Genomic DNA, 23,610 nt, shown 5'->3' with positions numbered 1-23,610 from the left:
ACCTTTCCTGATTAATGTGCTGTAAGTAATCGCGAAGGGCTTCGATGACCCATAAGGATTTACTACGGGGTAGTGGCTCGGGCGAGGGTGTCAGCCGTTTCGTCAGGCAGACGCCGGGAGAAAGCAGGCGTGGAGGGACCGGTGTAGTGATGTGTAATACAACACACTACACCGGGTTGCAGGGCAGGGATTCACCCGTCAGCGGTGTTTGCTATCGAGTCGGTTTCGCATGTCGCGGTACTGTCCGGTTGCTTGCGGGGCTGGCATCGCTGTGCACCAAGTTGACCTGCGATTGTTCAGATTGCCGCGTAGGCCAGGGCTGCAAGGTGCTGTGCGCGTGGATCAATCATCGTGTGCCCCCCTGAAGTGGTTGTCACAAAGCTGAAACTGATCTCGCGCTCAGGGTCTGCAAAGGCTATTGGACCGCCAAGCCCTATATGGCCAAATGTGTTTGGCCCCATGCAGTGTGATGCGTTCGGATCGGCTTTCTGTTCCATCATGCAACCCAGGCCATAGCGCATTGGCCGCTTCCAGATGCGATCCATGCCGCTGCTTTGCTCTTTGGTAAATTCATTCAGCATCTGCGTACTGATGAAGTGCCCGGCCAGGAGTGCGCTGTAAAAGCCGGCTAAACCACTTGCCGTACTATGTGAGCACGCCCCGGGGTGCTTGAAGGCCCACCATCTTGGGTCAGATGAACGCTTGGGCGACATTCCCGGATTGGTGAATGCCAAAGTCGAAATGTCTTGCGAATCACCAGCGACCACTGCTCGCAGGTGCTTGGAGTAAGGGTCACCTGTTCGTCCCTTGGCCGCGTCAAAATGGGCGATGCGGTAATAATCTTGTTGGTCCACGCCCAGATGAACGTCTAGTCCATGGGGCTGTGTTATTTCTTCATGGATAAAGGCGCAGGGGTTGCGACCGTCAGTTCGCCGAATCAGCTCCCCGATTATCCAGCCATAGGTTGTGGTGCCATAGCCCAGATCAGTTCCTGGTTGCCACCATAAAGGCTCAGCAGCCAGGTCATTAATCATATGCTCCCAGTCATACATCGCAGGGTTGCGGTCCGGGAGCCTAAACGCTGGGATTCCGGAGGTATGGCTCATCACATGACGCAAGGTGATTTTATCTTTACCGCCCTGTGCAAACTCAGGCCAGTAATGAGCCACCGGAATGTCTAACTCTAATTTCCCATCCTCGACCAGCATTAATGCAGCAACTGCGGCGAAGGGTTTGATAGTGCAGAATGTATTTACCAACGTATCTTTATTCCAGGGTTTGTTGCCCTCAAGATCCGACGAACCTGCCCATAAATCCACAACAGTCTCATCGCCAATCTTCACGCAGAGTGCCCCACCTCGCTCCTGCGGGTCTTTAAAAATATCTTCAAAAGCATTCTTTATGCTGTCGAATTCATTCGCACATATCCCTGTAGCTTCCATGCTTGAGACTCCATCCATTTAGAGTTGTATCGTCGTTTAAACCGTGAGTAAAAAGGGCAGGGTTTAACGAGTGGTTTGTCCCGGCTTACTAGTGCGGCAGGCCTGTTCTGTAGCGGACTAAAATAGATATGGGTAATGCAGTTTGTTTAAGTGTTCGGTTGCGTCAGTGTGTAGCGGTTTGAGCGTTTATAAGTGCCGAAGTCATTAAAGCGGATGCCGGCTTCCGCTAATACCTTATGGGCGTACGGCGCTGTCATTTGACGGAGATAAAACGGGTCTTTAACCACAAAGTGATGAATGCAGTGAGTGCTGCCAAAATTGAAGCAAAATAACTGGAATGGCCACAGCCACCAATGGTTCATGACTTGAGTTTGCTGCAAGGCATTACGTGGCATTACATCGCCGTAATAATGTATGTTCGAGCTAATAAAGAATAGGCAAAACTGCCGTATTATATTTGGCGCGACAATAATGACCACTGCGCTATTTATCACGGTCATCAATATTGATGTTGTTGGCGATGGCTGATAGTTGAAGCCCATCAGGGAGCTGGTCCATGTGTAGAGGTGATACCCCAAAAACACATACCAGCAGCCCCAGTACAGCAGGCCCATGGGCGCGTTCAAGCGCAGCACCTTAAGGGTCAGCCTGAGCTTTTCTCGCCAGGTAGGCGCAAACAACGCATTTACAATGCCGAATACAAATCCATCGATGAGTTTCAAGAACCTTTTAGCGCCCCACTTGCTGCCGCTGGTTGTGATCCAGGCTTCAACATCGGTATCCGTGCCCGACTCTTTATGGTGGTGAAAATGCAACTCTCGCCTTAACCAAGGGCTTGGCATCCCCGGGCGGGTTATCCAGCACAACAGCATCATCAGGTTGTGCGCAAAAGGTTGTTTCCTGAAATACAAGCGATGAATCAAGTCGTGTTCAAGTTCATGTATGAGCGACGTCAATAACGCATTGGTCACAATACAAAGCCACGCGGGTATGATGCCTTTGATGTACAGCGTGCCCATGATGATCATGCCAGTAACAGACAGTGTCATCACGCTGGCGCCTATAACGTTTTGATAACCTAGAAGGCGATATTTTTTACGCAGCTCGTTACTGTGCTGTGTGATTTTCTGAGTGATATCGTTGATTGAATCTTGCTCTGTTTTTGAGAGAAGACTGGTAGAGGTTTTATGTAAGGCGTTCATCACTTCATCCTTTGAAGACGATGGTTCGGGTTAGCGTCTCTAGAGAAGCACATATAAAATTTAGGGCAAGTTTTTAATTTTTTCCAAGTGTCTAATCTGACGGGCGGATATATAAATGTTGTATTGTCTAACAATCTAATTATATGTGGAGCTCAGTTAGGTTTCACTTTTGGGGATCAGCGGTATGCAAGATAACAACTTGGCGGGCGGGAGGGATTGCACCGTCGGTGCGCTCCGCCTCCAGGTCCACCCCCCCTGGCCCGCCACATGCCTGAATAGGCTGCTCTGTGACGGCTGAGTACAGCCTGACCTGCGCAACCAGGTCGGCTTGGGATTCGGGGGGGGGGTATCTTTCATGCCGAGACGGATGTCACCCGGATACGAACAAAATCTAACGGAAAGGGTTCACTGAAAGTGTCGACTCCAATGCCTGGACAGCCTCAAGAAGCATCGGGTGCTTGCGCAGGGAGGTCAGTGGCAGCGTCAGTGCTGTCTTGCGCAGCCAGCTTCAAGCGGTCAGCCTTGCTGATGTATTTGGCCTTTTTTTGCGGTGCCAGTTTGGCACTGGCCTTTTTGGCATGAGCCTTTAATAGCTGGGTGATTTTCTTCCGACGATTCATGTTTTTCTGCTTGGCTTGTAAATTCTCGAATGATACCAGCTTAAAACACCGGCCCGATCCCTGTAGCGCTTTGCTGGATCATAAGGTCGCAAACAGGCGCGCCGTCAGGCGCTCGCTTGCATGCTTACCGTGATCAATTGTGGGCGAGGCCGCGTGCGGCGGGTCACCTTTGGTCAGTGGGTAACGCACTCGCCGCCCGCAGCTCATTCCCCAATGCCCTGAACCTTCCGTTAATGGCGACAACCCCCTGTTCAGGCAGCTGTTTCCTACGTTTTTGTATTTGTTTTTTTTTGGATTAAGCTGGGGTGGCATGAAAAAAAACGTCACTCAAGGAGCCGTCATGAAAGACAAGGTCAGCAAAATTAATAAAAAACACATATTTGCACTTATTCTGGTCGGGTTTGCGGTGTTCAGCTTTCTGATGACCAACTGGGATCAGTCGTTGTAAACGGGCGCAGTATTGTAATTTTTTACCGAACGACAGGTTCTTATGACGTATTGATATAGGGCGTACTTCTGTCCTTGGCAGCTCAGTCAATGGACGTTGTCTGTCATCGGGCTGCACCCCACGGAAAAGTCCTTGGCCCAGTGATATTGGCGCAGCAGTCCCGCAGGATTGTGTGTCTATCATATCGGGCCATTTCTATGTTGCCCGCCACTATTTGTTCATTTCCCTCATTAGATCATCGTGTCCGGGCTTGCACCCGTTTCACTCGGCGTCCTCATAAAAAGTTATGAGCTTAAAACCAGACATATATAACAATTTAGTGTGGTTAAGAGTCGCTTGGTTCTAGCGGGTCATTCGCATATCTTTATATTAAATGGTGATTAGTCAGTGTTGCTTTTATGCCTTTATGATCTGGCCAACAACGGTTCATAAGGCAGGAGTGGTGCTATGACAATTCAAATAAAACCCGTCGCAGGTCGAATTGGTGCGCAATTGGACGGCATAAAACTGGGCGGCGATATCAGTGCGCAAGCATTCGAGTTTATTAATGAAGCACTGTTGAAATACAAAGTACTTTTCTTTCGCGACCAGCATCTCGATGACGCCGAGCACGAAGCATTTTCCCGACGTTTCGGTACTCAGGTACCGCACCCGACTGTGCGTTCGGCCGAGCAAAGTACTGCCATCCTGCACCTGGATGCCAAGGAAACACGGGCCAACTCCTGGCACACCGATGTGACGTTTGTGGCCAATTACCCGAAAATTTCCATCCTGCGCGGTGTAGTGATTCCACCTTATGGCGGTGACACCGTATGGGCCAATACGGCAACGGCCTATGCCGACTTGCCTGACTCTTTAAAACAACTGGCCGATGGTTTACGCGCCTTGCACACCAATCTTTATGACTATGCCGCTCCGCGTAATACAGATGAATCGGGGCTCAAGCGTTATCGCGAACAGTTCACGGCCGAAGTTTACGAAACTGAACATCCTTTAGTGCGCGTGCACCCGGAGTCGGGCGAGAGAAGTTTGTTATTGGGGCACTTTGTTAAACAGATTCAAGGTGTCAGCAGTAATGATTCAAAACAGTTAATCCGTCTGTTTCACGACCGCATAACCCACGTCGACAACACCGTGCGCTGGCGCTGGCAGGAAGGGGATGTGGTGATCTGGGATAACCGCGCCACTCAACACATTGCGATCAACGATTACGGGGATGCACAGCGCATTGTGCGCCGTACCACCATTGATGGTGATGTGCCGGTCGGTGTTGACGGCCGCTTGAGCCAGGCGCTCAAACCCACACCCGAGACCCGCTCGCCGAAAACCGAAGCCGATAAAAAACACCTCGCCGCCTGACAGACCAATCCTCATCGATCCAAGGAAGACCTGCACATGGCTACATTAAAAGTGTTTCGCAAAGGGCGTATTGCGGCCGCGCTGGCGGTGCTGCTGGTTGCGCCATTGGCCCTGGCCGATGTGCTGCGCATTGGCGTCGCCGCCGCCGGTGGTGGTGACCCGGTCACGTTCAGTGGTTCGTCCCTGGGCATTGTGCGCAACCAGCAACTTCTGGAAAAAGCCTTCGCCGGCAGCGGCACCGAGGTGCAATGGTTCTTCTTCAAAGGGGCAGGGCCTGCGGTCAATGAAGCCTTGTCCAACCAGCAGCTGGATTTCGCCTACCAGGGCGATCTGCCTGCAGTCGTCGGCCGCTCCAACGGGCTGGACACCAGGTTGTTGGCAGCACTGGGCGTGCGCTCCAACATTTACCTGGCGGTGCCCAAGGGCTCTGACATCAAAAGCATCGATGACCTCAAAGGTAAAAAAGTAGCGGTGTTCCGCGGCACCAACGGCCACTTGGTGTCGATCAACCTGCTGGCCGAGCGTGGCCTGACCGAGCGCGATATCAAGGTGATCAACCTCGATACCGGCAGCACCCAGGCGGCCTTGGTGTCCAATGGCGTGGACGCGGCTTTTGGTGGCCGCGAGTTGTTCAAACTGCGGGATAAAGGCCTGATCGACATCATCTACGACAACCCTTCGCAGGATGTGCGCTACACCCGTCAGACGGCGCTGGTGGTGCGTAGCGACTATGAAAAGGAACACCCGCAGAACGTGCAAAAAGTCGTCGATACCCTGGTGGACGCGGCGAAATGGAGTTCAGACGAGGGGCATACCGAACAGGTGTTCGCCGAGTGGGCCAAAAGTAATGATCCGGTGGAGTCACTGCGCGCCGACTTTTCTGCTGGCAGCCTGCGGGACAAAGTCTCGCCTCTGGTGGATAACTTCCTGATTGGTCGCTATCAGGCTGTGGCTGATCAAGCCAAGGCGGAAAAACTGATCCGCCGCCCAGTGAGTGTCGAGGGCTGGTTCGCCCCCGGTTATTTGCTGACCGCCCTCAAGAACAAGGGTCTTGAACATTACTGGACGCCCTATGGCCCGGATGGCAAACAGCCCGCCGGTGATGCTGTAGCAGTCGCGACCAGCAAGCAAGGGAGCTAGGCATATGGCCAGGGCACAGACCGCCAGACCGGAGCCGTACTCGGCTCCGGCCATCCCCAGGGACAACGTCAAGCGTCTGCCACCGGCGCCGATTCGCCCCGTGCGCAAGGTCGAGGTAGCGCGTACTTCTGACGGCTTCGCCAGGCTACGTCGTTACTCCGAGCCCTGGCTGTTGCCGCTGGTGTTGCTGGGCCTGTGGTATTTGGGCGTTGAGCGCGGCTGGCTCTCGGAGCAGGTGCTGCCGCCCCCGGCTTACGTGTATCAAACCCTGTCGGACCTGATCGCTTCCGGTGATCTGTGGATCAATGCCCTGGCCAGCATGCAGCGAGTGGTCCTGGGGTTTGCATTGGGCGCCTCGATCGGTGTGGTACTGGGAGCGGCCATGGGGCTTTCACGCACCGTCGAGGATTACCTGCTGCCTACCTTTAACGCGCTGGTGCAGATCCCGGTGTTGGCCTGGCTGCCGTTCGCCTTGTTGGTGTTCGGTATCGGCGAGCCCCTTAAATACGTGCTGATTGCCAAGGCGGCCACAGTGCCGATCACCCTGTGCACCTTGCAGGCGTTTCATCAGGCGCCCAAGGGGCTGCTGGAAGTTGGCAGGGCCTATGGTTTCAGTCGCTGGCAAAGCGTGGTCGGGATTGTCTTGCCGGCGGCGGTCCCGACGCTGTTCACCGGGTTGCGCCTGGGCTTCACCAAGGCCTGGTTGTCGCTGGTGGTAGTGGAACTGGTTGCCTCCAGTGAGGGCTTGGGCTACCTGATCGTGTATGGCCGTCAGTTGTTTCAACTGGATCTGGTAATGGCGGCCGTGGTGGTCGTGGGGGCGGTCGGCCTGTTCATCGATCGCGGGTTTGATTATGTGGAGCGTCGTCTTAATCGCGGTCGACCCGGGGCAGCGGGGGCACAGTCATGAGCGCGGTCATTGCAGCGAGCCCGGGGAGCCGTCGCTATCGTGGCTGGGTGTTACCGATTGCCGCCATCGCAATCTGGTGGCTGGCATCCCATCAGGGCTGGAGCCAATCGGGGCTATTGGTGTCACCGGAAAAAGTCGCCGTCACGGCTTGGGAGCAGATCACCTCGGACAAGTTCTGGCGCGCGATTTCCGCCAGCCTGGCGCGCAATCTCAGCGGTTTTTTTATCGGCACCACCCTGGGCCTGGTGCTGGGATGCCTGCTAGGTCTGTCACGGCATTTCGAACGTTTGGTCGGGCCCAGTTTCAACACGTTCAAACAAATTTCGCTGTTCGCCTGGATCCCGCTGATCTCGGTGTGGTTCGGCCTGGGCGATGTGGCCAAGGTGGCGTTTCTGTCACTGGCAGCGCTGGTGCCGGTAGTGGTCAATACCTGCGATGGCTTGCGCAACGTGCCGCCTAACTTGCTGGAAGTGGCGCGGGTATACGGCTTTACCCGCTGGCAAACCATCATCGGGGTCATGTTGCCCGCCGCATTGCCGTCGATCTTTACCGGGCTGTACCTGGCGCTGGTGTATTCCTGGCTGGCGACCATTGGCGCCGAATACCTGCTGGTGTCGGGGGAGGGGATTGGCAACACGCTGATTGATGGCAGCGAGCATTTCATGATGGATCTGGTGCTGTTCGCCATGGTGGTGATTGGCCTGGTGGGCTGGAGCCTCAATGCACTGGCGCGGGTATGCGAGCGGCGGATGCAGCGCCTGTATGGCATTGCCCCCCGTTGATTAACACTTTCAGAAGGACTGCAGCATGCTCAACAACGGCCTGACCCTGGAAAACATCAGCAAGCGTTTTGCCTCCCGCCCGGGCAGCACGACCCAGCTGCAAGTGCTGGACAACATTCAGCTCGACATCGCCCCCGGCGAGTTCATCAGCATTGTCGGTGCCAGCGGCTGCGGCAAGTCCACGCTGCTGCGCCTGATTCTGGGGCTCGATGAGGAATATGACGGCCGCATCCTGATCAATGGCCAGCCCATCGCAGGCACGGGTCTGGAGCGCGGCATCGTGTTCCAGGACCACCGCTTGTTCCCTTGGCTCAACGTGGAGCAGAACGTCGCGGTAGGTCTGAAGAACTCGCCGCTGAGCAGCGCTGAAAAACGCGACACCGTGCGTGAGCACATCGAACTGGTAGGCCTGCAGGATTTTATCGACGCTTACCCGCATCAGATCTCCGGTGGCATGGCACAACGGGTGGCAATTGCCCGCGGGCTGGTCAATCGCCCCAGCGTATTGCTGCTTGATGAACCCCTGGGAGCCCTGGATGCCTTGACCCGAGCGCGTCTGCAGGGCGAGCTGCAAAACATTTGGGCCAAGGAAAAAATCACCATGATCCTGGTGACCCACGATGTGGATGAGGCGGTTTTCCTGGGCGATCGTGTCGTGGTGATGCAGCCGAATCCGGGCCGCATCCGCCGCATTCTCGACGTCGACCTGCCACGCCCGCGCAACCGCAGCGACAGCCGTTTTATCGCCCTGCGCGACGATGTGCTGAGTGATTTCGCTGAACTGCACTGATCTCTTTACTGCGCCGCGGGTTGCTGCCTGACGCCGCGCGCGGGCCCATGTCTTGTCAGGTTTATTCTTTTCAGGGAACGGAAAATGTCCGAACGCCAGCTCAGCCTCAATTTGTTTATCTACCCCAACGGCCATCACGAAGCCGCCTGGCGCCACCCGCAATCGGTGCCCCAACACTCGATGGATATCGGCTATTACCAGCAACTGGCGTTACGCGCTGAACGTGAAAAGCTCGACGCCATTTTCTTTGCCGACTCACCGTCACTGTCTGAAAGCGGCCGTGAGGGCCTGCGTATCCGGTTCGAGCCCATCACCTGGCTGGCGGCCATTGCCGCAGTCACCCAGCGTATCGGTCTGATCGCAACCGCCAGCACCACCTACAGTGAACCCTACAATCTGGCCCGTGCGTTCAGCGCGCTGGACCACATCAGCAACGGCCGCGCCGGCTGGAACATCGTGACCACTTCCATGGCCGATGCGGCCGCCAATTTCGGTCTCGACCAGCATCCTTCGGCCCAGGATCGCTACGCCCAGGCCGAAGAATTCGTGCAAGTAACTGCCGATTTGTGGGACAGCTGGGAAGACGATGCGCTAGTGCTGGACAAGACGGCCGGGGTGTTTGCCGATACCAGCAAGGTGCATGCGATCAACCATGTGGGCGCCCACTACAAGGTCAAAGGCCCCTTCAACTCGCCGCGCTCGCCACAGGGCCGGCCGGTGCAGGTGCAGGCGGGCTCTTCCGAGGACGGACGCGATTTTGCTTCTCGCCACGCCGAAGCGATTTTTACCGCGCACCAGACGTTGCACAGTGCGACCGAGTTCGCCAACGACATCCGTGCCCGGGCCAGGGCGGTGGGCCGCGACCCGCGGCAGCTGAAAATCCTGCCGGGCATCAGCCCGTACATCGCCAGCAGCGAAGCTGAAGCCCAGCGCAAATTTGATGAGCTCAATGAACTGGTACTGCCGCATATCTCGCTGGGCCAGTTGCGCCGCATGCTGGGGGTCGATCTGTCGGGGCAAGATCTGGATGCTCCGTTTCCGCGGCACCTGATCAATTTCGACAGTCGTGAAAGCCAGTCCAGTCGCTTCAAACTGATCATCGATATTGTTGACCGCGAGCACGTGACGCTGCGCCAGTTGATCAACCGCCTGGCCGGTGCGCGAGGGCACTGGGTACCGGTAGGCACGCCGGTACAGATCGCAGACCTGATCGAGCAGTGGTTTCGCAGTGGCGCCGCCGACGGCTTCAACGTGATGCCCCCGGCGTTCCCTGACGGTTTTGAGGTGTTCCTTGATGAAGTGCTGCCGATCCTGCGCCAGCGCGGCCTGTTCCGATCCGAATACGCGGGCAGCACCTTGCGCGATCACTACGGCTTGAATCGCCCGGCTTCGCGCTTCGCCCTGAAAACCGCCTGAACCACCGGGCCCGACGCCCCATGAGCGTAGGGCCCGCGCGGCTTCAGGTGTGTACCTTGCACCGTTATTTGGCGAATTTTTTCGCCGCTATCACACACAGGATCACTGCGCCGGTTACGGCGAACATGCCGATGCTAACGGTCTCATGCAGTAAGGTGGCGGCCAGGGCCAAGCCAAAAAAGGGCTGTAACAGCTGAAGCTGGCCCACGGCCGCAATGCCTCCCTGGGCAAGTCCGCGGTACCAAAAAACGAAACCGATCAGCATGCTGAACAGCGAGACGTAAGCCAGGCCCAGCCAGGCTGGCGTGCTGATGTTGGCGAACGAAGAGGGCGCAAAATAAACCGCCAGGGTTGCCATCACCGGCAGCGATAGCACCAGCGCCCAGGATATGACCTGCCAGCCGCCCAGTGTTCTGGACAGCTTTGCGCCTTCTGCATACCCCAGGCCGCAAATGATGACCGCCAGGAACATCAGAATGTCGCCCCTGGGAGATGCTGTCAGGCCTTGAGACACGGCAAATGCCACCACCAGCGCGCTGCCCAGGATTGAAAATAGCCAGAATGCCGGGCGTGGACGTTCGCCCCCGCGCAACACCGCGAACGCTGCCGTGGAGAGTGGCAACATGCCGAGAAACACAATCGAATGCGCAGAGGTTACATGCTGCAATGCCAGCGCAGTCAGCAATGGAAAGCCCACCACAACGCCCATGGCCACGATCAGTAACGGAAAAAACTGACTTCGATCAGGACGCTTTGCCTGCAACAGCAGCAGCACGCTTAACGCAATCACCCCGGCGATCGAAGCGCGGGCCAGGGTCAGGAAAACCGGGTCAAACTCCAGCACCGCGACCCGCGTGGCAGGCAGCGAGCCACTGAAAATAACCACGCCGATAAACCCGTTGAGCCAGCCACTCAGGTTGTTCGACGTTGTCAGGTGTTGCAGGTTGGAGGCACGTTCCATCGAGTTTCATTCTCAAGGCTGATCGCGGGATTGCGTAAAGTGCATCCTAGGGTCGAGTATTGATGACAATCAAAATATTGTCATGGATACAAGTCCCGATGCCCCGTTCTCGATACAAGTCACTGGTGGATGCCTTTGCCGCCGATATCCGCAGTGCGCGCCTGGCCCCCGGTACTCGCTTGCCCACCCACCGGCAACTGGCCGCCTCAGAAGGGCTGGCGCTGGTCACGGCCAGCCGGGTTTACGCAGAGCTTGAGGCCATGGGCCTGGTCAGCGGAGAAACCGGACGCGGGACTTTCGTCAGAGAAACATCGTTGCCGCCCGGCCACGGCATCGACCAGCCCGACGTGACGGCGGGAATGCTGGACCTTAATTACAACTACCCCTCTGTACCGGGCCAGGCCGAGCTGTTGCGCACCGCCTTGCGCCAGTTGGCGTTGTCCGGCGACCTGGAATCACTGCTGCGCTACCAGCCCCATGGCGGACGCCTGCACGAGCGGGCCTCATTCGCCCGCCACTTGCTGACGCGCGGCCTGAACGTACCTGCCGAGCGGGTATTGATCGTCAATGGCGCACAGCACGGCTTGACCGTGGCCTTGATGTCGCTGTTACAACCTGGCGATGTGATTGCGGTCGATGCGTTGACCTACCCGGGCTTCAAGGCTTTGGCCCTGGCGCTACACCTTGAGGTGTTAGCGATTCCCGTTACACAAAGCGGACCGGACCTTGATGCGCTGGAAAGGCTTTGTCGCAGCCGGTCGGTGCGTGCGATCTACAGCATGCCGACGCTGCACAATCCGCTGGGCTGGGTGATGAGCCTCGAGCAGCGTCAGCAACTGATAGCCATCGCGCGCGCGCATGACCTGCACATTATTGAAGATGCGGCTTACGCCTTTCTTGTAGAAAACCCGCCGCCGCCCTTGGCCGAGCTGGCACCGGAAAGGACGGTGTACGTATCCGGACTGTCGAAAAATGTTGCTGCGGGTTTACGCGTAGGTTTCATCGCAGCGCCTGCGCAAACCATTGCAGCACTGGAGCGCATGATCAGGGTCACAGCCTGGAACACCCCGGGGGTGATGACCTCGATCGCCAGTGCATGGCTCGACGACGGCACGGTAAGCCGCCTGGAAGTACAAAAGCGTCAGGACGCACAGGCTCGGCAAATCATTGCTGATGAACAATTGGCCGGGTTGCACAGTGTGCGCCATCCCTTTTCCTACTTTGTGTGGCTGCCCCTGGCCGAGGATGCCCGGGCAGAGCAGGTCGTCACGGCATTGCTGCGCGAACAGATATCGGTCTCTACCGCCCAGCCTTTTGCCATTTCAACCCATGTACCCCACGCAATCAGACTGGCCCTGGCGTCGGTGGAGATGGGGGCATTGCGCGGGGCACTGGCGAAAGTGAAGTGGGTGGTTGAGGCGTATACGTAGTGGCTGGCAATCGCACTGGCGATGCTCACAACCAACCCTTTTGTGGCGCCATTTTTCTATAAGGGGTGAGAGATGAAACTAAAAGCCAGCACAAGTCCTTGCGGCGATCGTGAGCCAGTCGTGGACTGACTGACTCTAGGCTCATGAGTAACTTTGGGATAAGTCCTATTTACTTTCGACAACCAGATATTAGGGTGACGCCGTGAAAATCACAGGCTTATTCATTGTCATCGTCTGACAGGCATCAGACTTATCGCTGTCTACGAATTGACAACAGGAAGGCTACACCCATGGATCTGGATCATAAAAATGAATACAGCAACTCCCTCTCTGTATACCAACGAAGCATCCCCTGAACGTCTGCGCGCTCTGGACAACTCAATCTTCACAGAGCAACAACTTGCCACCTTCAGCGAGCAGGTACTGGCGATCGTTACTAAAAACCGGGCCTACGCCAAAGCCCATCCGCCGATCGCTATTTACCGGGTGGCCACCGAGGGCAGCCAGACCCGTAACGGTGGAGTGATTCAACAGGGAAGTGCTCCCATGCAGATCAAACAGGATAACGGCCAGCTAGTTCGCGCCGCGCGCAAAGGTGATTGGGTTGTATATCCCGACGGCACCAAGGCGCAAATCATGACCTGCGGGGGGAAAGGCAATAGCCATATTGCGCTGGTCGGCAGCGTTCTGAGTAATGGCGATCAGATTATCAATACTCCCCAAGCAGGTTTCCTGCTCTTCGCCCGTAAAGGCGTGCCGATGGCAGAGGACTTCCTGCCAACTATCCAGCGCTGAGTAATAAGGCGTGGCGCGGCTTGATAGTGACTCAATGTCGCGCTGTTCCAATGACTTTAAAACTGAAGGTCAATTTACGGTCGCACATATCCTGGACGCGACCGGATTAAATGGAGAGAAGTCATGAGTAAGGGTTATTTCATTGGCCTGGATGATAAAACCACCTGCGGCGGCAAAGTGCTGGATGGTGATAACAGGGTCACTATGTTTGGCCTCCTGCACGCCTGCGAAGGTGACCGGGTTTCTTGTGGCAAGGACGGTGAAACTTACCGGATCCGGGGTGGCATTGCCCATATCATGAGCCATGGCAGGCATGTGGCTGGCACGCTGGACAGTTTCAGCGATTGCCCCTGTAAAGCCCGACTGATTCCCTCGATATTCTCGGCCTACTACGAGAACGAAAATACTCCACCGCAAGCCACCAGAGGCGCCGCCCCGCCTGCGCCTTCAGCGGTTAGCAGCCCCCCGGTAGCGCCGCGCCAGTCTACTTTCGCTCCGTCGGGCCAGCCTGTTCCTACGCTATTTAACCGCCCGCAACCCCAGGAGCCGGGCTTCTATGTCGTGCCCAAAAGCATGACCCGCGAAGCGCTGGAGGCCACGCTTTTTCCCATGCGCGATTCGGCCGTAATGCGCAAGTTTCAGGCACTCAATCCCGATTCCGGCGACATCAAGGCCGGCACGATGATTGTGCTGGGCGACCCGGATAACACCGTCTGTACCTACCAGGAAGCACAGTTGATGCAGGCGGCCCGGCACGTCAGCGAGTCCCTGGATCCGTTGACGCCGCAAGAGGCCGAATTTCTGCTGCGCCACGGTGCTGAAATCGCCAGCTTTAGCGGCCATACCTCAACCTGGCTTGGCGTCAGCGCAGTGGTAATGGAAACCCACCTGAGCAGGCTGCGCGACACCCTTCAAGCCATGGAACGCTTGCATCAGGAAAGTTATCGCCAGCATGGGCATCTAAAATCGCCGCAATTTTTCGCCGATCGTAAACACCTGCTCACCCAGCTGGATTCACACCTGCTGAACTCCACTCGCCTGCGGGGCCAGACCAGCCTGGGCGATCATCCCAAGTTGAAAACCGCCCTCGGCATTTCCAGTAGAAGCCTGGTGCACCACTGGGACAAAGCCGGATTAGCGGGGCAGATTCCGGGATATGCCAACCACGTGGAGGCGACCAGTCGGGCTGCCCGGTATATGAAGACCGGCGGTTATATCGGCATCGGCATTGGCGGCGTGTCGTCGCTGCTGGCTATCCAGCAGGTGTGTAACGGCGATTCCGGGGCGGCTTGCGAGAAGGTCAAGTTTACTGAAGGGGGGAAGTTTGGTTTGTCCACCGCTGTTGGTGCTGCGGGTGGGTGGGCAAGTAGCATCGCGAGTGGTTCGATCTGCCTGGCACTTGGCGTCTCGACAGGTATCGCAGGTGTTGTCTGTGTTGCAGCCATAGTAGGTACTGGCGCATGGGTGGGAACGACTTACGGTGGTAAAGCTGGCGAATATATAGGTGAGACAATTTACGAGGTTACACAACCGTGACCAGTATCGACACTTGGTCGCCGTGGATTGTGATTTTTTTTATTGGGACTCCAGCTCTGCTATCAGCTGCGGGTCTTGCGTTCAGCCTGTACCTTACCCACCGCCACCTGGACGCCATAAAAGAGGCATTGAAGAACAGCCGTTATATTTATCTCTGGGGGCCGAGCCTGGGGAAACGGGGAGTGATCTGGTCCCTCCTGGAAATGTCAAAAATCACCCAGATGATCATCTTCCCAGGGTCATCACTTCACATCGGTGAGCTGGACCCTGGCGATCTGGAAAAATTTCCGCCCTACCTGAGACGTCTTCTGCTCATCGGTATGACCATGATATTCACTTCTCTTGCCTGGATGGCCGTTGCAGTCCTGCTGATCAAGTTTAAGTAATTTGATGTGCAACGAGGCAGGCCAACTTGCCAGTGCTCCGATATGCCTGGCTCTTGGCGTATCTACAGGTATCGGGGGTGTTGTCTGTGTTGCAGCCATAGTGGGGACAGGCGCATGGGGGGGAACCACTGCTGGGGGCATGGTCGGCGAAAGTTCAGGCGAAGTATTGTACGAGAAAACGTTGCCATGACAGCGGAAGAATTTTGGAAGTCCTGGCTCGCTTTCTGGTTTTTGGCCGGCCCAGGTCTGCTTGCAGCTGCGGGTCTTGCGTTCAGTCTGTACCTTACCCACCGCCACCTGGACGCCATAAAAGAGGCCTTGAAGAACAGCCGTTATATTTATCTTTGGGGACCGAGCCTGGGGAAACGGGGAGTGATCTGGTCCCTCCTGGAAATGTCCAAAATCACCCAAATGATCATCATGCCCAGGTCATCACTTATCATCGGGGAGCTGGACCCGGGCGATCTGGAAAAATTTCCGCCCTACCTGAGACGTCTTCTGATCATCGACATGACCATAATGATTACCTCTGTTGCCTGGATGGCTGTTGCAGCCCTGCTGATCAAGTTTAAGTGACTTGATGTGCGACGGGGCAGGCCAACTTGCCAGTGGTCCGATCTGCCTGGCACTTGGCTTCTCGATAGGTATAGGGGGTGTTGTCTGTGTTGCAGCAATAGTAGGTACTGGGGCATGGGTGGGGACGACTTTTGGCAATATGGCTGGCGAATACGTAGGCGAGATAATTTACGAGGGTATACAACCACTCCCAAGGCATGCCACTCACTACGCCAACATCCCCTTCAGCGAAGGCCAGTGTTGAAGCGTTGCAGTAGCATGCGGATCAATGCGACTGGTTCAAATCCCCGAGCGGGTCATCGGGCTGATCATCCGGCTTCCCAGGCCCAGTGCTTCTGTCACCAGGCCCCGCAGTTCGTCAGTATTTTCGTCCTTGGTGCAGTGCGACAACTTCTCACCGATGGTAGGGGCGGTGTCTTTGCCTTCAGGGAACGCGCGCAAAATCAGCAACCCGCTGTTGGTCAGCACTACTTCGAAAAACGAAACCCCCGACATCCCGTCGAAGTGGATATAGCCGACGTCGGCCAGCCATTTGACGGTAGCCAGGAACAGCGTTTCTTCTTTTTCCAGGGCGTCGCGGTTGCTGGGGCTGAGGTTTTTGTAATCGAGAAAGCGTTCGGCGGTGAGGGTCAGGGGCAGTGGGAAGTTGTGATACAGGTGGCCCAGGATCAATCCGGTGTAGCAGTCGAACAGTTCGATATTGTTCGACGGCAGGGCGTTGATCGAGTGTAGGTTTTTGTCTTTGAGGGAACCGGCTAATCCTTTAAACATGTGAACCTCTGTAAATGGAATCTGCATGCCATGTCTGAACAATCGTACCCAGTTGGTATAGCACAGCCGCGCCCTTGAGCTTGCGGCAGGTTGCCTGGAAGTGGAGGCCCCGGTCGCCGGGGGGTTGTTAGTTGTTACAAGATAATGCAGAGGTATGAAGAATTTCCTCAAAAGTCATATCCCCGCTGGATATTTGAAACCGGAGTGCTATTACTGTTGGGCGCGAGAATTGGCGCATGGTTTTTTTGGGGTTCCCCGATGAAGCTATTTAATTTCAGGAGGATAGATGTCAAAGCCTGCATGGATGCGCAATACCCTGGTGGCCACCGCTTTGCTGAGTGTACTTGCCGCGCCGGTTTACTCCGCGCAGGCCCGTACCCTGCAACTGGCCATCGGTGATGAACCCACCGAAGGCTTTGACCCGATGCTGGGCTGGAGTCACGGCAGTTATCTGCTGTTGCACAGCCCGCTGCTCAAGCAAAACGAGGACTTGTCCTGGAGCAGTTTTTTGCTCAGTGATTATCAGACCAGTGACGATGGCAAAACCTGGACCCTGAAACTCAAGCCCGATTTGAAATTCTCCGATGGCTCGCCTCTGACGGCCAAGGATGTGGCGTACACCTACAACAATGCAGCGGCCAGCGGCGGCAAGGTCGATATGGGCAACTTCCTCAAGGCCCAGGCGGTTGATCCGCTCACGGTGCGCATTGAGTTGAAGGCGCCGCAAAGTACCTTCGTCAATGTGCTCGGTTCGCTGGGTATCGTCTCGGCCGACAAATACGACGCCAAAACCTACGCGCAAAAACCGATCGGTGCCGGGCCTTACCGGTTGGTCAGCTATCAGCCGGGGCAGCAACTGATTGTTGAGGCCAATCCTTATTACGCGGGGCAGAAAAACGATTTCGACAAGCTGGTATTTGTATTCCTCGATGAGGACAGCGCGTTTGCCGCCGCCCAAAGCAAGCAGCTGGGTATCGTGCGAATCGCACCGTCGCTGGCAGTCACTCCGACTCCCGGCATGAAGCTGTGGGTGCGCCCCAGTGTTGAAAACCGCGGCATTGTGCTGCCTACCACCCGGTCAGGCGAAAAAGATGCCCATGGCTACCCCATCGGTAACGATGTGACGGCCGATGTGGCAATCCGCAAGGCCATCAACTACGCAATCAACCGGCAATTGCTGGCGGACCAGATTCTGGAAGGGCATGCGATTTCTGCCTACACCGGGGTCCAGGGTTTACCCTGGGACAACCCCGATGCGGCCTTCAAGGATGGCGATATCGCCAAGGCCAAACAGATCCTGGATGAAGCCGGCTGGGTTGAAACCGCCAGTGGCATTCGTGCCAAGGACGGCCTGCCGGCCAAAGTCACCCTGTGGTACGCCAGTGGCGATGCGACCCGGCGTGATCTGGCCCAGGCCGTGCGCTCCATGCTCAAGCCCGTCGGTATCGAGGTGGACTTGAAGTCCGGCAGCTGGGAAACCGTTGAGCGCAACATGCACGCCAACCCGACCCTGTTTGGCTGGGGCAGCCTCGACCCGATGGAGCTTTACCATCACTACAGCAGCAAGGCCGCAGGTGTTGAGTACTACAACCCCGGCTATTACAAGAACCCTGTAGTCGATCAGCATTTGCAGCAGGCGCTGGATGCTCCGACCTGGCAGCAGGCAGTACCGTACTGGCAGCAAGTGGAGTGGGACGGCAAAACCGGCGCCGGGGTCAAAGGCGATGCAGCCTGGGCGTGGTTGCTGAACGTACAGCACACGTATTTGGCTGATGAATGTATCGACCTGGGCAAAGGCGCTCCGGAAATCCATGGTTCCTGGTCGTTGCTCAATAGCCTTGATGGCTGGAAGTGGACCTGCAAGTGATCCGCGGATTCTCGCTCTATATTGTGCGCTTGATATGCCTGCTGCTGGTGACGGCCGCAGGTACGTTCACCTTGCTCAGCTTTTCTCCGGTTGACCCGATCCGGGCCTATATCGGCAACGACCTGTTGCACGTGCCGCCCGAGCAATACCCGCTGATTGCGGCGCGCTGGGGGCTGGATCTGCCCTTGTGGGAGCGTTTCCTGCATTGGTTCAGCCAGGTCCTGCAAGGCGACTTCGGCTACTCGATGCTTTATAACGCGCCGGTGTCGCAAGTGATTGGCGAGCGCTTTGCCACCTCATTCGCGCTGCTATTGTCGGCGTGGCTGTTTTCCGGGATTGTCGGTCTGGCCATGGGGCTGACGGCCGGCCGTTATTTGAATCGCTGGCCCGACCGGTTGATCTCGACCCTGTCCTATGTGCTCGCGTCTCTGCCGACCTTCTGGATTGGCCTGTTATTGCTGTCACTGTTTGCCGTCACCCTCAACTGGGCACCGATCTGCTGTGCCTGGACCCCCGGTAGCAGCGCCGAAACCGCTACCTGGGGCGACAAGCTCAGGCATTTGATTTTGCCCATGCTGGCCCTCGGGGTTCTCGGTGTCGGCAATATTGCGCTGCACACCCGCTCACGGGTGGCAGAGGTGATGAACAGTGAATTCATTCGCTATGCCCAAGCCCAGGGTGACCAAGGCTGGCCGCTGATCAACTTTCATATTCTGCGCCACGCCGTCACCCCCGCGTTGTGTCTGCAATTTGCTTCGGTGGGGGAGTTGATTGGCGGCTCGTTACTGGCTGAAAAGGTCTTCGCTTATCCGGGCCTCGGCCAGGCCACTATCGATGCCGGCTTGCGCGGTGATATCCCGTTACTGATGGGGATTGTGATGTTTTGTGCGGTGCTGGTGTTTACCGGCAACAGCATTGCCAACGCGCTGTTACTGCGCCTCAACCGCGGAGCGGCGCGCCCGTCATGACTTACGACCCTAATCGTGCCTTGTTCAGGCTTTGCCTCTCGTTATTGATGCTGCTGCTTCTGATCGCCTATGGCCTGTCGATAGTCAGCGTTGATGTTCCAATGGATTTGCTGGCGCGGCGCCTGCCACCCTCATCCGAGTACTGGTTTGGCACCGACAGCCTGGGACGGGACTTGTGGCTGCGGTGTTTCCAGGGCATGACCACCAGCCTGCAAATCGGTTTGACCGCTGCCTTTAGCAGCGGTTTTCTGGCGATGTTTGCCGCCAGCCTGTGTGCACTGAACAAAACCCTGGACTACCTGATTCGCGGGCTGATCGACAGCATGCTGGCATTGCCGCATCTGCTGTTGCTGGTGTTGATTTGCTTCACCCTGGGCGGCGGAAAACAGGGGGTGATCCTGGCAGTGGCCTTGACCCACTGGCCGCGACTGGCCCTGATCCTGCGTGCCGAAATCCTGCGCATACGCGAGACCGATTTTGTCATGCTCTCCCATCGCCTGGGTAACAGCAGCTTCTATCGCTGGCGCCATCACTTGCTGCCGTTGCTGCTGCCGCAGTGGATCATCGGCACCTTGCTGATGTTTCCCCACGCAGTGTTGCATTCGGCGGCGCTGAGCTTTCTGGGCTTTGGTCTGGCGCCCCATGATCCGTCACTGGGCTTGTTGCTGGCGGATGCGCTACGGTACTTGAGCACGGGTGCCTGGTGGATGGCGTTCTTCCCGGGTTTGATTCTGGTGGGTCTGGTACTGGTATTCGACCAATTTGCACGAGCGCTGCAACAGCTCTGGATAAGGATTACCTGATGCTGAAATTCGACCGGTTTGCGATCGATATTGCCCACTATCACTGGCTGGGCCATAAAACCTGGCATCCGCTGCTGAGCAATATCTCCCTGCAGATTCACCCCGGTGAACTGGTGGCACTCGTGGGCTCCAGCGGCGAAGGCAAAAGCCTGTTGCTGCAAAGCACTCTGGGTTTGCTGCCTGACAATATGCGCTGTCATGGCGATATCGTGCTCGATGGCCAGGTGCTGAGCGATGCGGGCAAGGTCGATCAGCGCGGCAAAACCCTGTGCTACGTGCCCCAGGGCGTGAGTGCCCTGAATCCGCTGATTAAAGTCGGCCCGCAGTTGAGCAGGGCGGCGCAGTTGAGCGGGGTCACCCTGCAACCGGGTGATGTGGCGCGCCAACTGCAGCAATACAACCTGCAACCGGGGCTGGTGGACGAGTTTCCGCGCAAGTTGTCTGGCGGGATGGCCAAGCGGGTTCTGGCCAGTTGCGCGGCGCTGACCCATGCACGCTACATTCTGGCGGACGAGATCACCTCGTGGCTGGATGATGAGCACGCGTGTCAGTTGCTGACCCATCTCAAGAGCTTTTGCCGACAGGGGCGAGGGCTGTTGTGGGTGACCCATGACCTGGCCCTGGCCGCGCGTTTTGCCGACACCATCGCGGTGCTGCATCAAGGCCAGTTGCACGAAACCCTGAGCGCCCGGGAGTTGCGAGAGAACGGTGGCAGCCCTTGGCTGCAGTCGCTTTGGGCGGCCTTGCCCGAGCAGCAGTTCCTTGCGCGACGGGTGCCTGAAATCGGGAGTCAGTCTTATGCTTGAAGTACGCCAGCTGACCATTGTGCAAGAGGGTCGTCGACTCTGGGATTCGGTGTCTTTTCAGGTCGCTGCGGGTGAGCGTCAAGGGATCTCCGCCCCCAGCGGCTATGGTAAAACCACGTTGGGCCGGGTGCTGGCGCAATGGCAAACGCCAACTTCGGGCAGTGTCACCGTGGGCGGGAAATCGCTGTCGAAGAAGGGCTACTGCCCGGTCCAGCTAGTGCCACAACACCCCGAGCTGACCTTCAACCCCTATCGCACCACGGGCGAGAGCCTGCGTGATGCCTGGTCTCCGGATGCTGCCTGGTTTGAACGTCTGGCGGTGAGTCCGGCCTGGCTCAAACGCCGCCCGGATGAATTGTCGGGAGGCGAGCTGGCGCGTATCGCCTTGCTAAGAGCACTGGACCCGCGCACGCGCTATCTGATTGCCGATGAGGTGACGGCGCAACTTGACCCCCATATTCAGGCACAGGTCTGGCAGGTGTTGCTGGAGGAGGTCAAGCGCCGAGAGTTGGGGCTGATTGTGTTCAGCCATAATAAGGCGCTGCTGGAGAAGGTCTGTTCCAGTATCTGGATGCCACAGCGGGACGGCTGATCCGCGCAAGCTGTGTGCTGTCATCGCGAGGCAAGCTCGCTCCTACAGGCCATGCAGCTCGCAATACTCGTCCCAGTCCATACCTGCCATTTGTGCCACCTCGCGGTGTACCTCCAGACGTTGGGCCTCAAACTCCTCGGCGCTGGCGCTGGTCAATAGCAGCGTCAGCTCCCAGGCAAAAAAGCCCAGGCGTTCAGCCTCGGCCTCGAAAGCTTCGTTTAAACGCTCCTGGCGATATTCCTTCATCGATTGGCCCACCGCACGGGCGGCCAATGGATTTAGCGTCTCAAGCTGAGCCGCCAGTTCGGGGTGTTCGCCGAGAAAGCGATCAAGGGCTTTTTGATGGTTGATTCCGGGTTCAGTCATGCATGAGTCCGCGTTGGTAAAGGGTCATGGGCACAGGGTAGACCGTGCCGGGCCAGGGGTTTAGTGCTGTTTACGATAAGCACCCGGCTGTACGCCAATGGCCTTGGCAAATGCCCGGGTAAAGGCGGCAATCGAGTGATAACCCACCGCCGCGCAGGCCTGCTCCACGGTATGGTCTTTTTGCAGCAACTGACAGGCATGACGCATGCGCAGGGCCAGCAACACTTGGCCCGGAGACTGGCCGGCCTGTTCGCTGAAGCGTTTAAAAAATGCCGAGCGCGACAACCCGGTACAGGCCGCCATGCTTTCCAGTGTCCAGGGGTGTTGCGGGTGTTCGATCAGTTGCTCCAGCAAACCTGCAAACGCCGGCTGCCGGGCTAATGCCACCAGGCCGCCGAGGCTCGGGTTGTCGCTGACTTGTTGACGCAGCACATACAGAAACAGCAAGTGGCTCAAGCGCTCCAGCAACATGGAAGACGGCGCCGGGATGCGCTGGCACTCCTCAAGAATCAGCTGGAACAATGTCCGTGCCGCGCTGCAAGAGGGGTCGTCTGCGCGCAAGATAATCCAGTGGGGCAGGGCTTCGATAATCAGTGACGACAACCCGGGCAGGAAGTGGAAGAACCCGCACACCAGGCCCACGCCATCTTCAGCCTGGCTGTCCAGCGCTTGCATGGACTGGCGCGGCATCTGTGCGGCCAGGCTGGCATCTGGTGTGCCGGACAAGCGGTATTTCAGGTCTTGCAGCAGGAACAGCGCATCCCCGGCGTCCAGTTGCACGCCGCACTCATGGCCTTCGATATGCAGCCAGCATTGCCCTTGCACCACCACATGAAAACTGGCCCGGGCCAGGCCTTCGGTGCTGCTGTGCCAGCTGCCGCAGTAGCGGCCAACGTGGAACAGGCTGGCATCAAGCTCAAGGCTCTCTAATAACCAATCGATCAGTGGACTGGACGAATTCATCTAATGGAAACACTCTGGAGCAAGTAATCGCTACTTTAGAATATGGAATGAATTTTTTATAACCAACAGACTGTTTGGACCCCCACACAGGAGTCAATTCATGTCTCGCGTAACCCTTCACACCGTGGAAACCGCCCCTCAGGCCGCAAAGCCGTTCCTGGAAGCCGCGCAAAAAAACTCAGGATTTATTCCTAACCTGCTGGGGATTTTAGCCAATGCGCCAGCGGCATTGGAGACTTATGTCACGGTTTCGGCGCTTAACGGCAAGGCTGAGCTAACGCTGCCAGAAAGAGAAGTGGTGCAGCTGATTGCCGCCACCCGTCATGGCTGCGAGTTCTGTGTCGCAGGTCATACCGCTGTGGCGCAGAACAAGGCCAAACTCCCCGAGGAAGTTGTCGCAGCGCTGCGTGGGCAAACCGAGTTACCAATTGAACGACTTGAGGCCCTGGCCGCTTTTACCCGCGAAGTGATTGCCAGCCGTGGCGATGTCAGCGATCAAACCTACGCCGCGTTCAAGGCCGCAGGGTTTACCGAAGGTCAGGCGCTGGAAGTCATTCTCGGCGTAAGCCTGGCGACCTTGTGCAACTTTGCCAACGTATTCGCCCGTACTGCGCTGAACCCGGAACTTGCGCGCTACAGCTGGACCCGTCCTGAGTAATCAGGCAGCCGTGATTGAGAGGA

24 protein-coding genes are annotated in these 23,610 nt (G+C 57.0%); 17 read left to right on the top strand and 7 right to left on the bottom strand.

The genetic code is table 11. The features are described from left to right. Window positions 1-296: 296 nt before the first annotated feature. From ACP7BO_RS18290 to ACP7BO_RS18280, 3 genes are all read right to left on the bottom strand, one after another. The gene (locus tag ACP7BO_RS18290; RefSeq protein WP_426211932.1) at window positions 297-1,442 is read right to left on the bottom strand and encodes a serine hydrolase domain-containing protein; all 1,146 of its coding nucleotides are present in this window, start codon (window positions 1,440-1,442) and stop codon (window positions 297-299) included. Between the two features lie 146 nt (window positions 1,443-1,588). Beyond that, a complete protein-coding gene (locus tag ACP7BO_RS18285; RefSeq protein ID WP_426211930.1) occupies window positions 1,589-2,644 on the bottom strand; it encodes a fatty acid desaturase in 1,056 nt (351 codons plus the stop codon). A 440-nt stretch (window positions 2,645-3,084) separates the two neighbouring features. Further along, on the bottom strand, window positions 3,085-3,264 hold the full coding sequence (locus ACP7BO_RS18280) for a DUF2986 domain-containing protein (protein ID WP_397454233.1): 180 nt from the start codon (window positions 3,262-3,264) through the stop codon (window positions 3,085-3,087). Between the two features lie 895 nt (window positions 3,265-4,159). On the opposite strand from ACP7BO_RS18280, the gene ACP7BO_RS18275 reads away from it, so the two are divergent. From ACP7BO_RS18275 to ACP7BO_RS18250, 6 genes are all read left to right on the top strand, one after another. Next, the gene (locus tag ACP7BO_RS18275) at window positions 4,160-5,071 is read left to right on the top strand and encodes a TauD/TfdA dioxygenase family protein (protein WP_426211928.1); all 912 of its coding nucleotides are present in this window, start codon (window positions 4,160-4,162) and stop codon (window positions 5,069-5,071) included. Between the two features lie 36 nt (window positions 5,072-5,107). Then, window positions 5,108-6,211, top strand: a complete 1,104-nt coding sequence (locus ACP7BO_RS18270) for an ABC transporter substrate-binding protein (RefSeq protein WP_426211926.1) — start codon at window positions 5,108-5,110, stop codon at window positions 6,209-6,211. A 4-nt stretch (window positions 6,212-6,215) separates the two neighbouring features. Beyond that, entirely contained in the window at window positions 6,216-7,121 is a 906-nt protein-coding gene (locus ACP7BO_RS18265; RefSeq protein ID WP_426211924.1) for an ABC transporter permease, read from the top strand. Then, window positions 7,118-7,903, top strand: coding sequence for an ABC transporter permease (locus tag ACP7BO_RS18260; RefSeq protein WP_060693603.1), 786 nt, complete (start codon window positions 7,118-7,120; stop codon window positions 7,901-7,903). The genes ACP7BO_RS18265 and ACP7BO_RS18260 overlap by 4 nt, the downstream gene beginning before the upstream one ends. A 25-nt stretch (window positions 7,904-7,928) precedes the next feature. After that, window positions 7,929-8,693: an ABC transporter ATP-binding protein gene (locus ACP7BO_RS18255; RefSeq protein WP_426211922.1), complete on the top strand. Its 765-nt coding sequence runs from the start codon at window positions 7,929-7,931 to the stop codon at window positions 8,691-8,693. An 84-nt stretch (window positions 8,694-8,777) separates the two neighbouring features. Further along, entirely contained in the window at window positions 8,778-10,109 is a 1,332-nt protein-coding gene (locus ACP7BO_RS18250; RefSeq protein ID WP_060693599.1) for an LLM class flavin-dependent oxidoreductase, read from the top strand. 64 nt (window positions 10,110-10,173) lie between these two features. Here the strand turns inward: ACP7BO_RS18250 and ACP7BO_RS18245 are convergent, their stop codons facing one another. Further along, complete coding sequence (locus tag ACP7BO_RS18245; protein ID WP_426211919.1) at window positions 10,174-11,070, bottom strand: DMT family transporter; 897 nt, start codon at window positions 11,068-11,070, stop codon at window positions 10,174-10,176. Between the two features lie 98 nt (window positions 11,071-11,168). Between ACP7BO_RS18245 and ACP7BO_RS18240 the strand changes: the two genes are divergently transcribed. The 5 genes from ACP7BO_RS18240 to ACP7BO_RS18220 all read left to right on the top strand — a co-directional run bounded on the left by ACP7BO_RS18240 (window position 11,169) and on the right by ACP7BO_RS18220 (window position 15,793). Continuing rightward, on the top strand, window positions 11,169-12,500 hold the full coding sequence (locus tag ACP7BO_RS18240; RefSeq protein ID WP_426211917.1) for a PLP-dependent aminotransferase family protein: 1,332 nt from the start codon (window positions 11,169-11,171) through the stop codon (window positions 12,498-12,500). A 309-nt stretch (window positions 12,501-12,809) separates the two neighbouring features. Continuing rightward, the gene (locus ACP7BO_RS18235) at window positions 12,810-13,295 is read left to right on the top strand and encodes a hypothetical protein (protein WP_426211916.1); all 486 of its coding nucleotides are present in this window, start codon (window positions 12,810-12,812) and stop codon (window positions 13,293-13,295) included. 123 nt (window positions 13,296-13,418) lie between these two features. Next, complete coding sequence (locus ACP7BO_RS18230; protein ID WP_426211914.1) at window positions 13,419-14,831, top strand: PAAR domain-containing protein; 1,413 nt, start codon at window positions 13,419-13,421, stop codon at window positions 14,829-14,831. Next, entirely contained in the window at window positions 14,828-15,217 is a 390-nt protein-coding gene (locus ACP7BO_RS18225) for a hypothetical protein (RefSeq protein WP_426211912.1), read from the top strand. Before ACP7BO_RS18230 ends, ACP7BO_RS18225 begins: the two co-directional genes overlap by 4 nt. A gap of 186 nt (window positions 15,218-15,403) precedes the next feature. Then, window positions 15,404-15,793 (top strand): hypothetical protein, encoded by a 390-nt coding sequence (locus ACP7BO_RS18220; protein WP_426211910.1) that lies wholly within the window; start codon window positions 15,404-15,406, stop codon window positions 15,791-15,793. Window positions 15,794-16,072: 279 nt separating this feature from the next. Here the strand turns inward: ACP7BO_RS18220 and ACP7BO_RS18215 are convergent, their stop codons facing one another. After that, window positions 16,073-16,564 carry a hypothetical protein gene (locus ACP7BO_RS18215; RefSeq protein WP_426211908.1) on the bottom strand — a complete coding sequence of 164 codons (492 nt, stop codon included), beginning with the start codon at window positions 16,562-16,564 and terminating at the stop codon, window positions 16,073-16,075. A 286-nt stretch (window positions 16,565-16,850) separates the two neighbouring features. Here ACP7BO_RS18215 and ACP7BO_RS18210 point away from each other — a divergent pair, with 286 nt between their 5' ends. From ACP7BO_RS18210 to ACP7BO_RS18190, 5 genes are read left to right on the top strand one after another with little or no spacing between them, the layout of a single operon-like run. Further along, window positions 16,851-18,431 carry an ABC transporter substrate-binding protein gene (locus tag ACP7BO_RS18210; RefSeq protein WP_426211906.1) on the top strand — a complete coding sequence of 527 codons (1,581 nt, stop codon included), beginning with the start codon at window positions 16,851-16,853 and terminating at the stop codon, window positions 18,429-18,431. Then, the gene (locus tag ACP7BO_RS18205) at window positions 18,416-19,399 is read left to right on the top strand and encodes an ABC transporter permease (protein WP_397454225.1); all 984 of its coding nucleotides are present in this window, start codon (window positions 18,416-18,418) and stop codon (window positions 19,397-19,399) included. Before ACP7BO_RS18210 ends, ACP7BO_RS18205 begins: the two co-directional genes overlap by 16 nt. After that, window positions 19,396-20,202 (top strand): ABC transporter permease, encoded by an 807-nt coding sequence (locus ACP7BO_RS18200; RefSeq protein ID WP_003442088.1) that lies wholly within the window; start codon window positions 19,396-19,398, stop codon window positions 20,200-20,202. The genes ACP7BO_RS18205 and ACP7BO_RS18200 overlap by 4 nt, the downstream gene beginning before the upstream one ends. Further along, on the top strand, window positions 20,202-21,008 hold the full coding sequence (locus ACP7BO_RS18195; protein ID WP_426211903.1) for an ATP-binding cassette domain-containing protein: 807 nt from the start codon (window positions 20,202-20,204) through the stop codon (window positions 21,006-21,008). The genes ACP7BO_RS18200 and ACP7BO_RS18195 overlap by 1 nt, the downstream gene beginning before the upstream one ends. Next, window positions 21,001-21,600 (top strand): ATP-binding cassette domain-containing protein, encoded by a 600-nt coding sequence (locus ACP7BO_RS18190; RefSeq protein ID WP_060693582.1) that lies wholly within the window; start codon window positions 21,001-21,003, stop codon window positions 21,598-21,600. Before ACP7BO_RS18195 ends, ACP7BO_RS18190 begins: the two co-directional genes overlap by 8 nt. A 42-nt stretch (window positions 21,601-21,642) precedes the next feature. Here ACP7BO_RS18190 and ACP7BO_RS18185 read toward each other — a convergent pair whose 3' ends face one another. Next, a complete protein-coding gene (locus tag ACP7BO_RS18185) occupies window positions 21,643-21,966 on the bottom strand; it encodes a DUF6388 family protein (RefSeq protein ID WP_397454223.1) in 324 nt (107 codons plus the stop codon). A gap of 60 nt (window positions 21,967-22,026) precedes the next feature. Next, window positions 22,027-22,929, bottom strand: coding sequence for a cupin domain-containing protein (locus ACP7BO_RS18180; RefSeq protein ID WP_426211900.1), 903 nt, complete (start codon window positions 22,927-22,929; stop codon window positions 22,027-22,029). Between the two features lie 100 nt (window positions 22,930-23,029). Here ACP7BO_RS18180 and ACP7BO_RS18175 point away from each other — a divergent pair, with 100 nt between their 5' ends. After that, window positions 23,030-23,587, top strand: a complete 558-nt coding sequence (locus ACP7BO_RS18175) for a carboxymuconolactone decarboxylase family protein (RefSeq protein ID WP_426211898.1) — start codon at window positions 23,030-23,032, stop codon at window positions 23,585-23,587. Window positions 23,588-23,610: the final 23 nt, after the last annotated feature.

Source organism: Pseudomonas sp. TWR2-1-1 (assembly GCF_049897045.1).
Classification (GTDB): domain Bacteria; phylum Pseudomonadota; class Gammaproteobacteria; order Pseudomonadales; family Pseudomonadaceae; genus Aquipseudomonas; species Aquipseudomonas versuta.
Note: the sequence above shows the minus strand (reverse complement) of the source record. Positions and strands in the feature narration are given on the sequence as shown.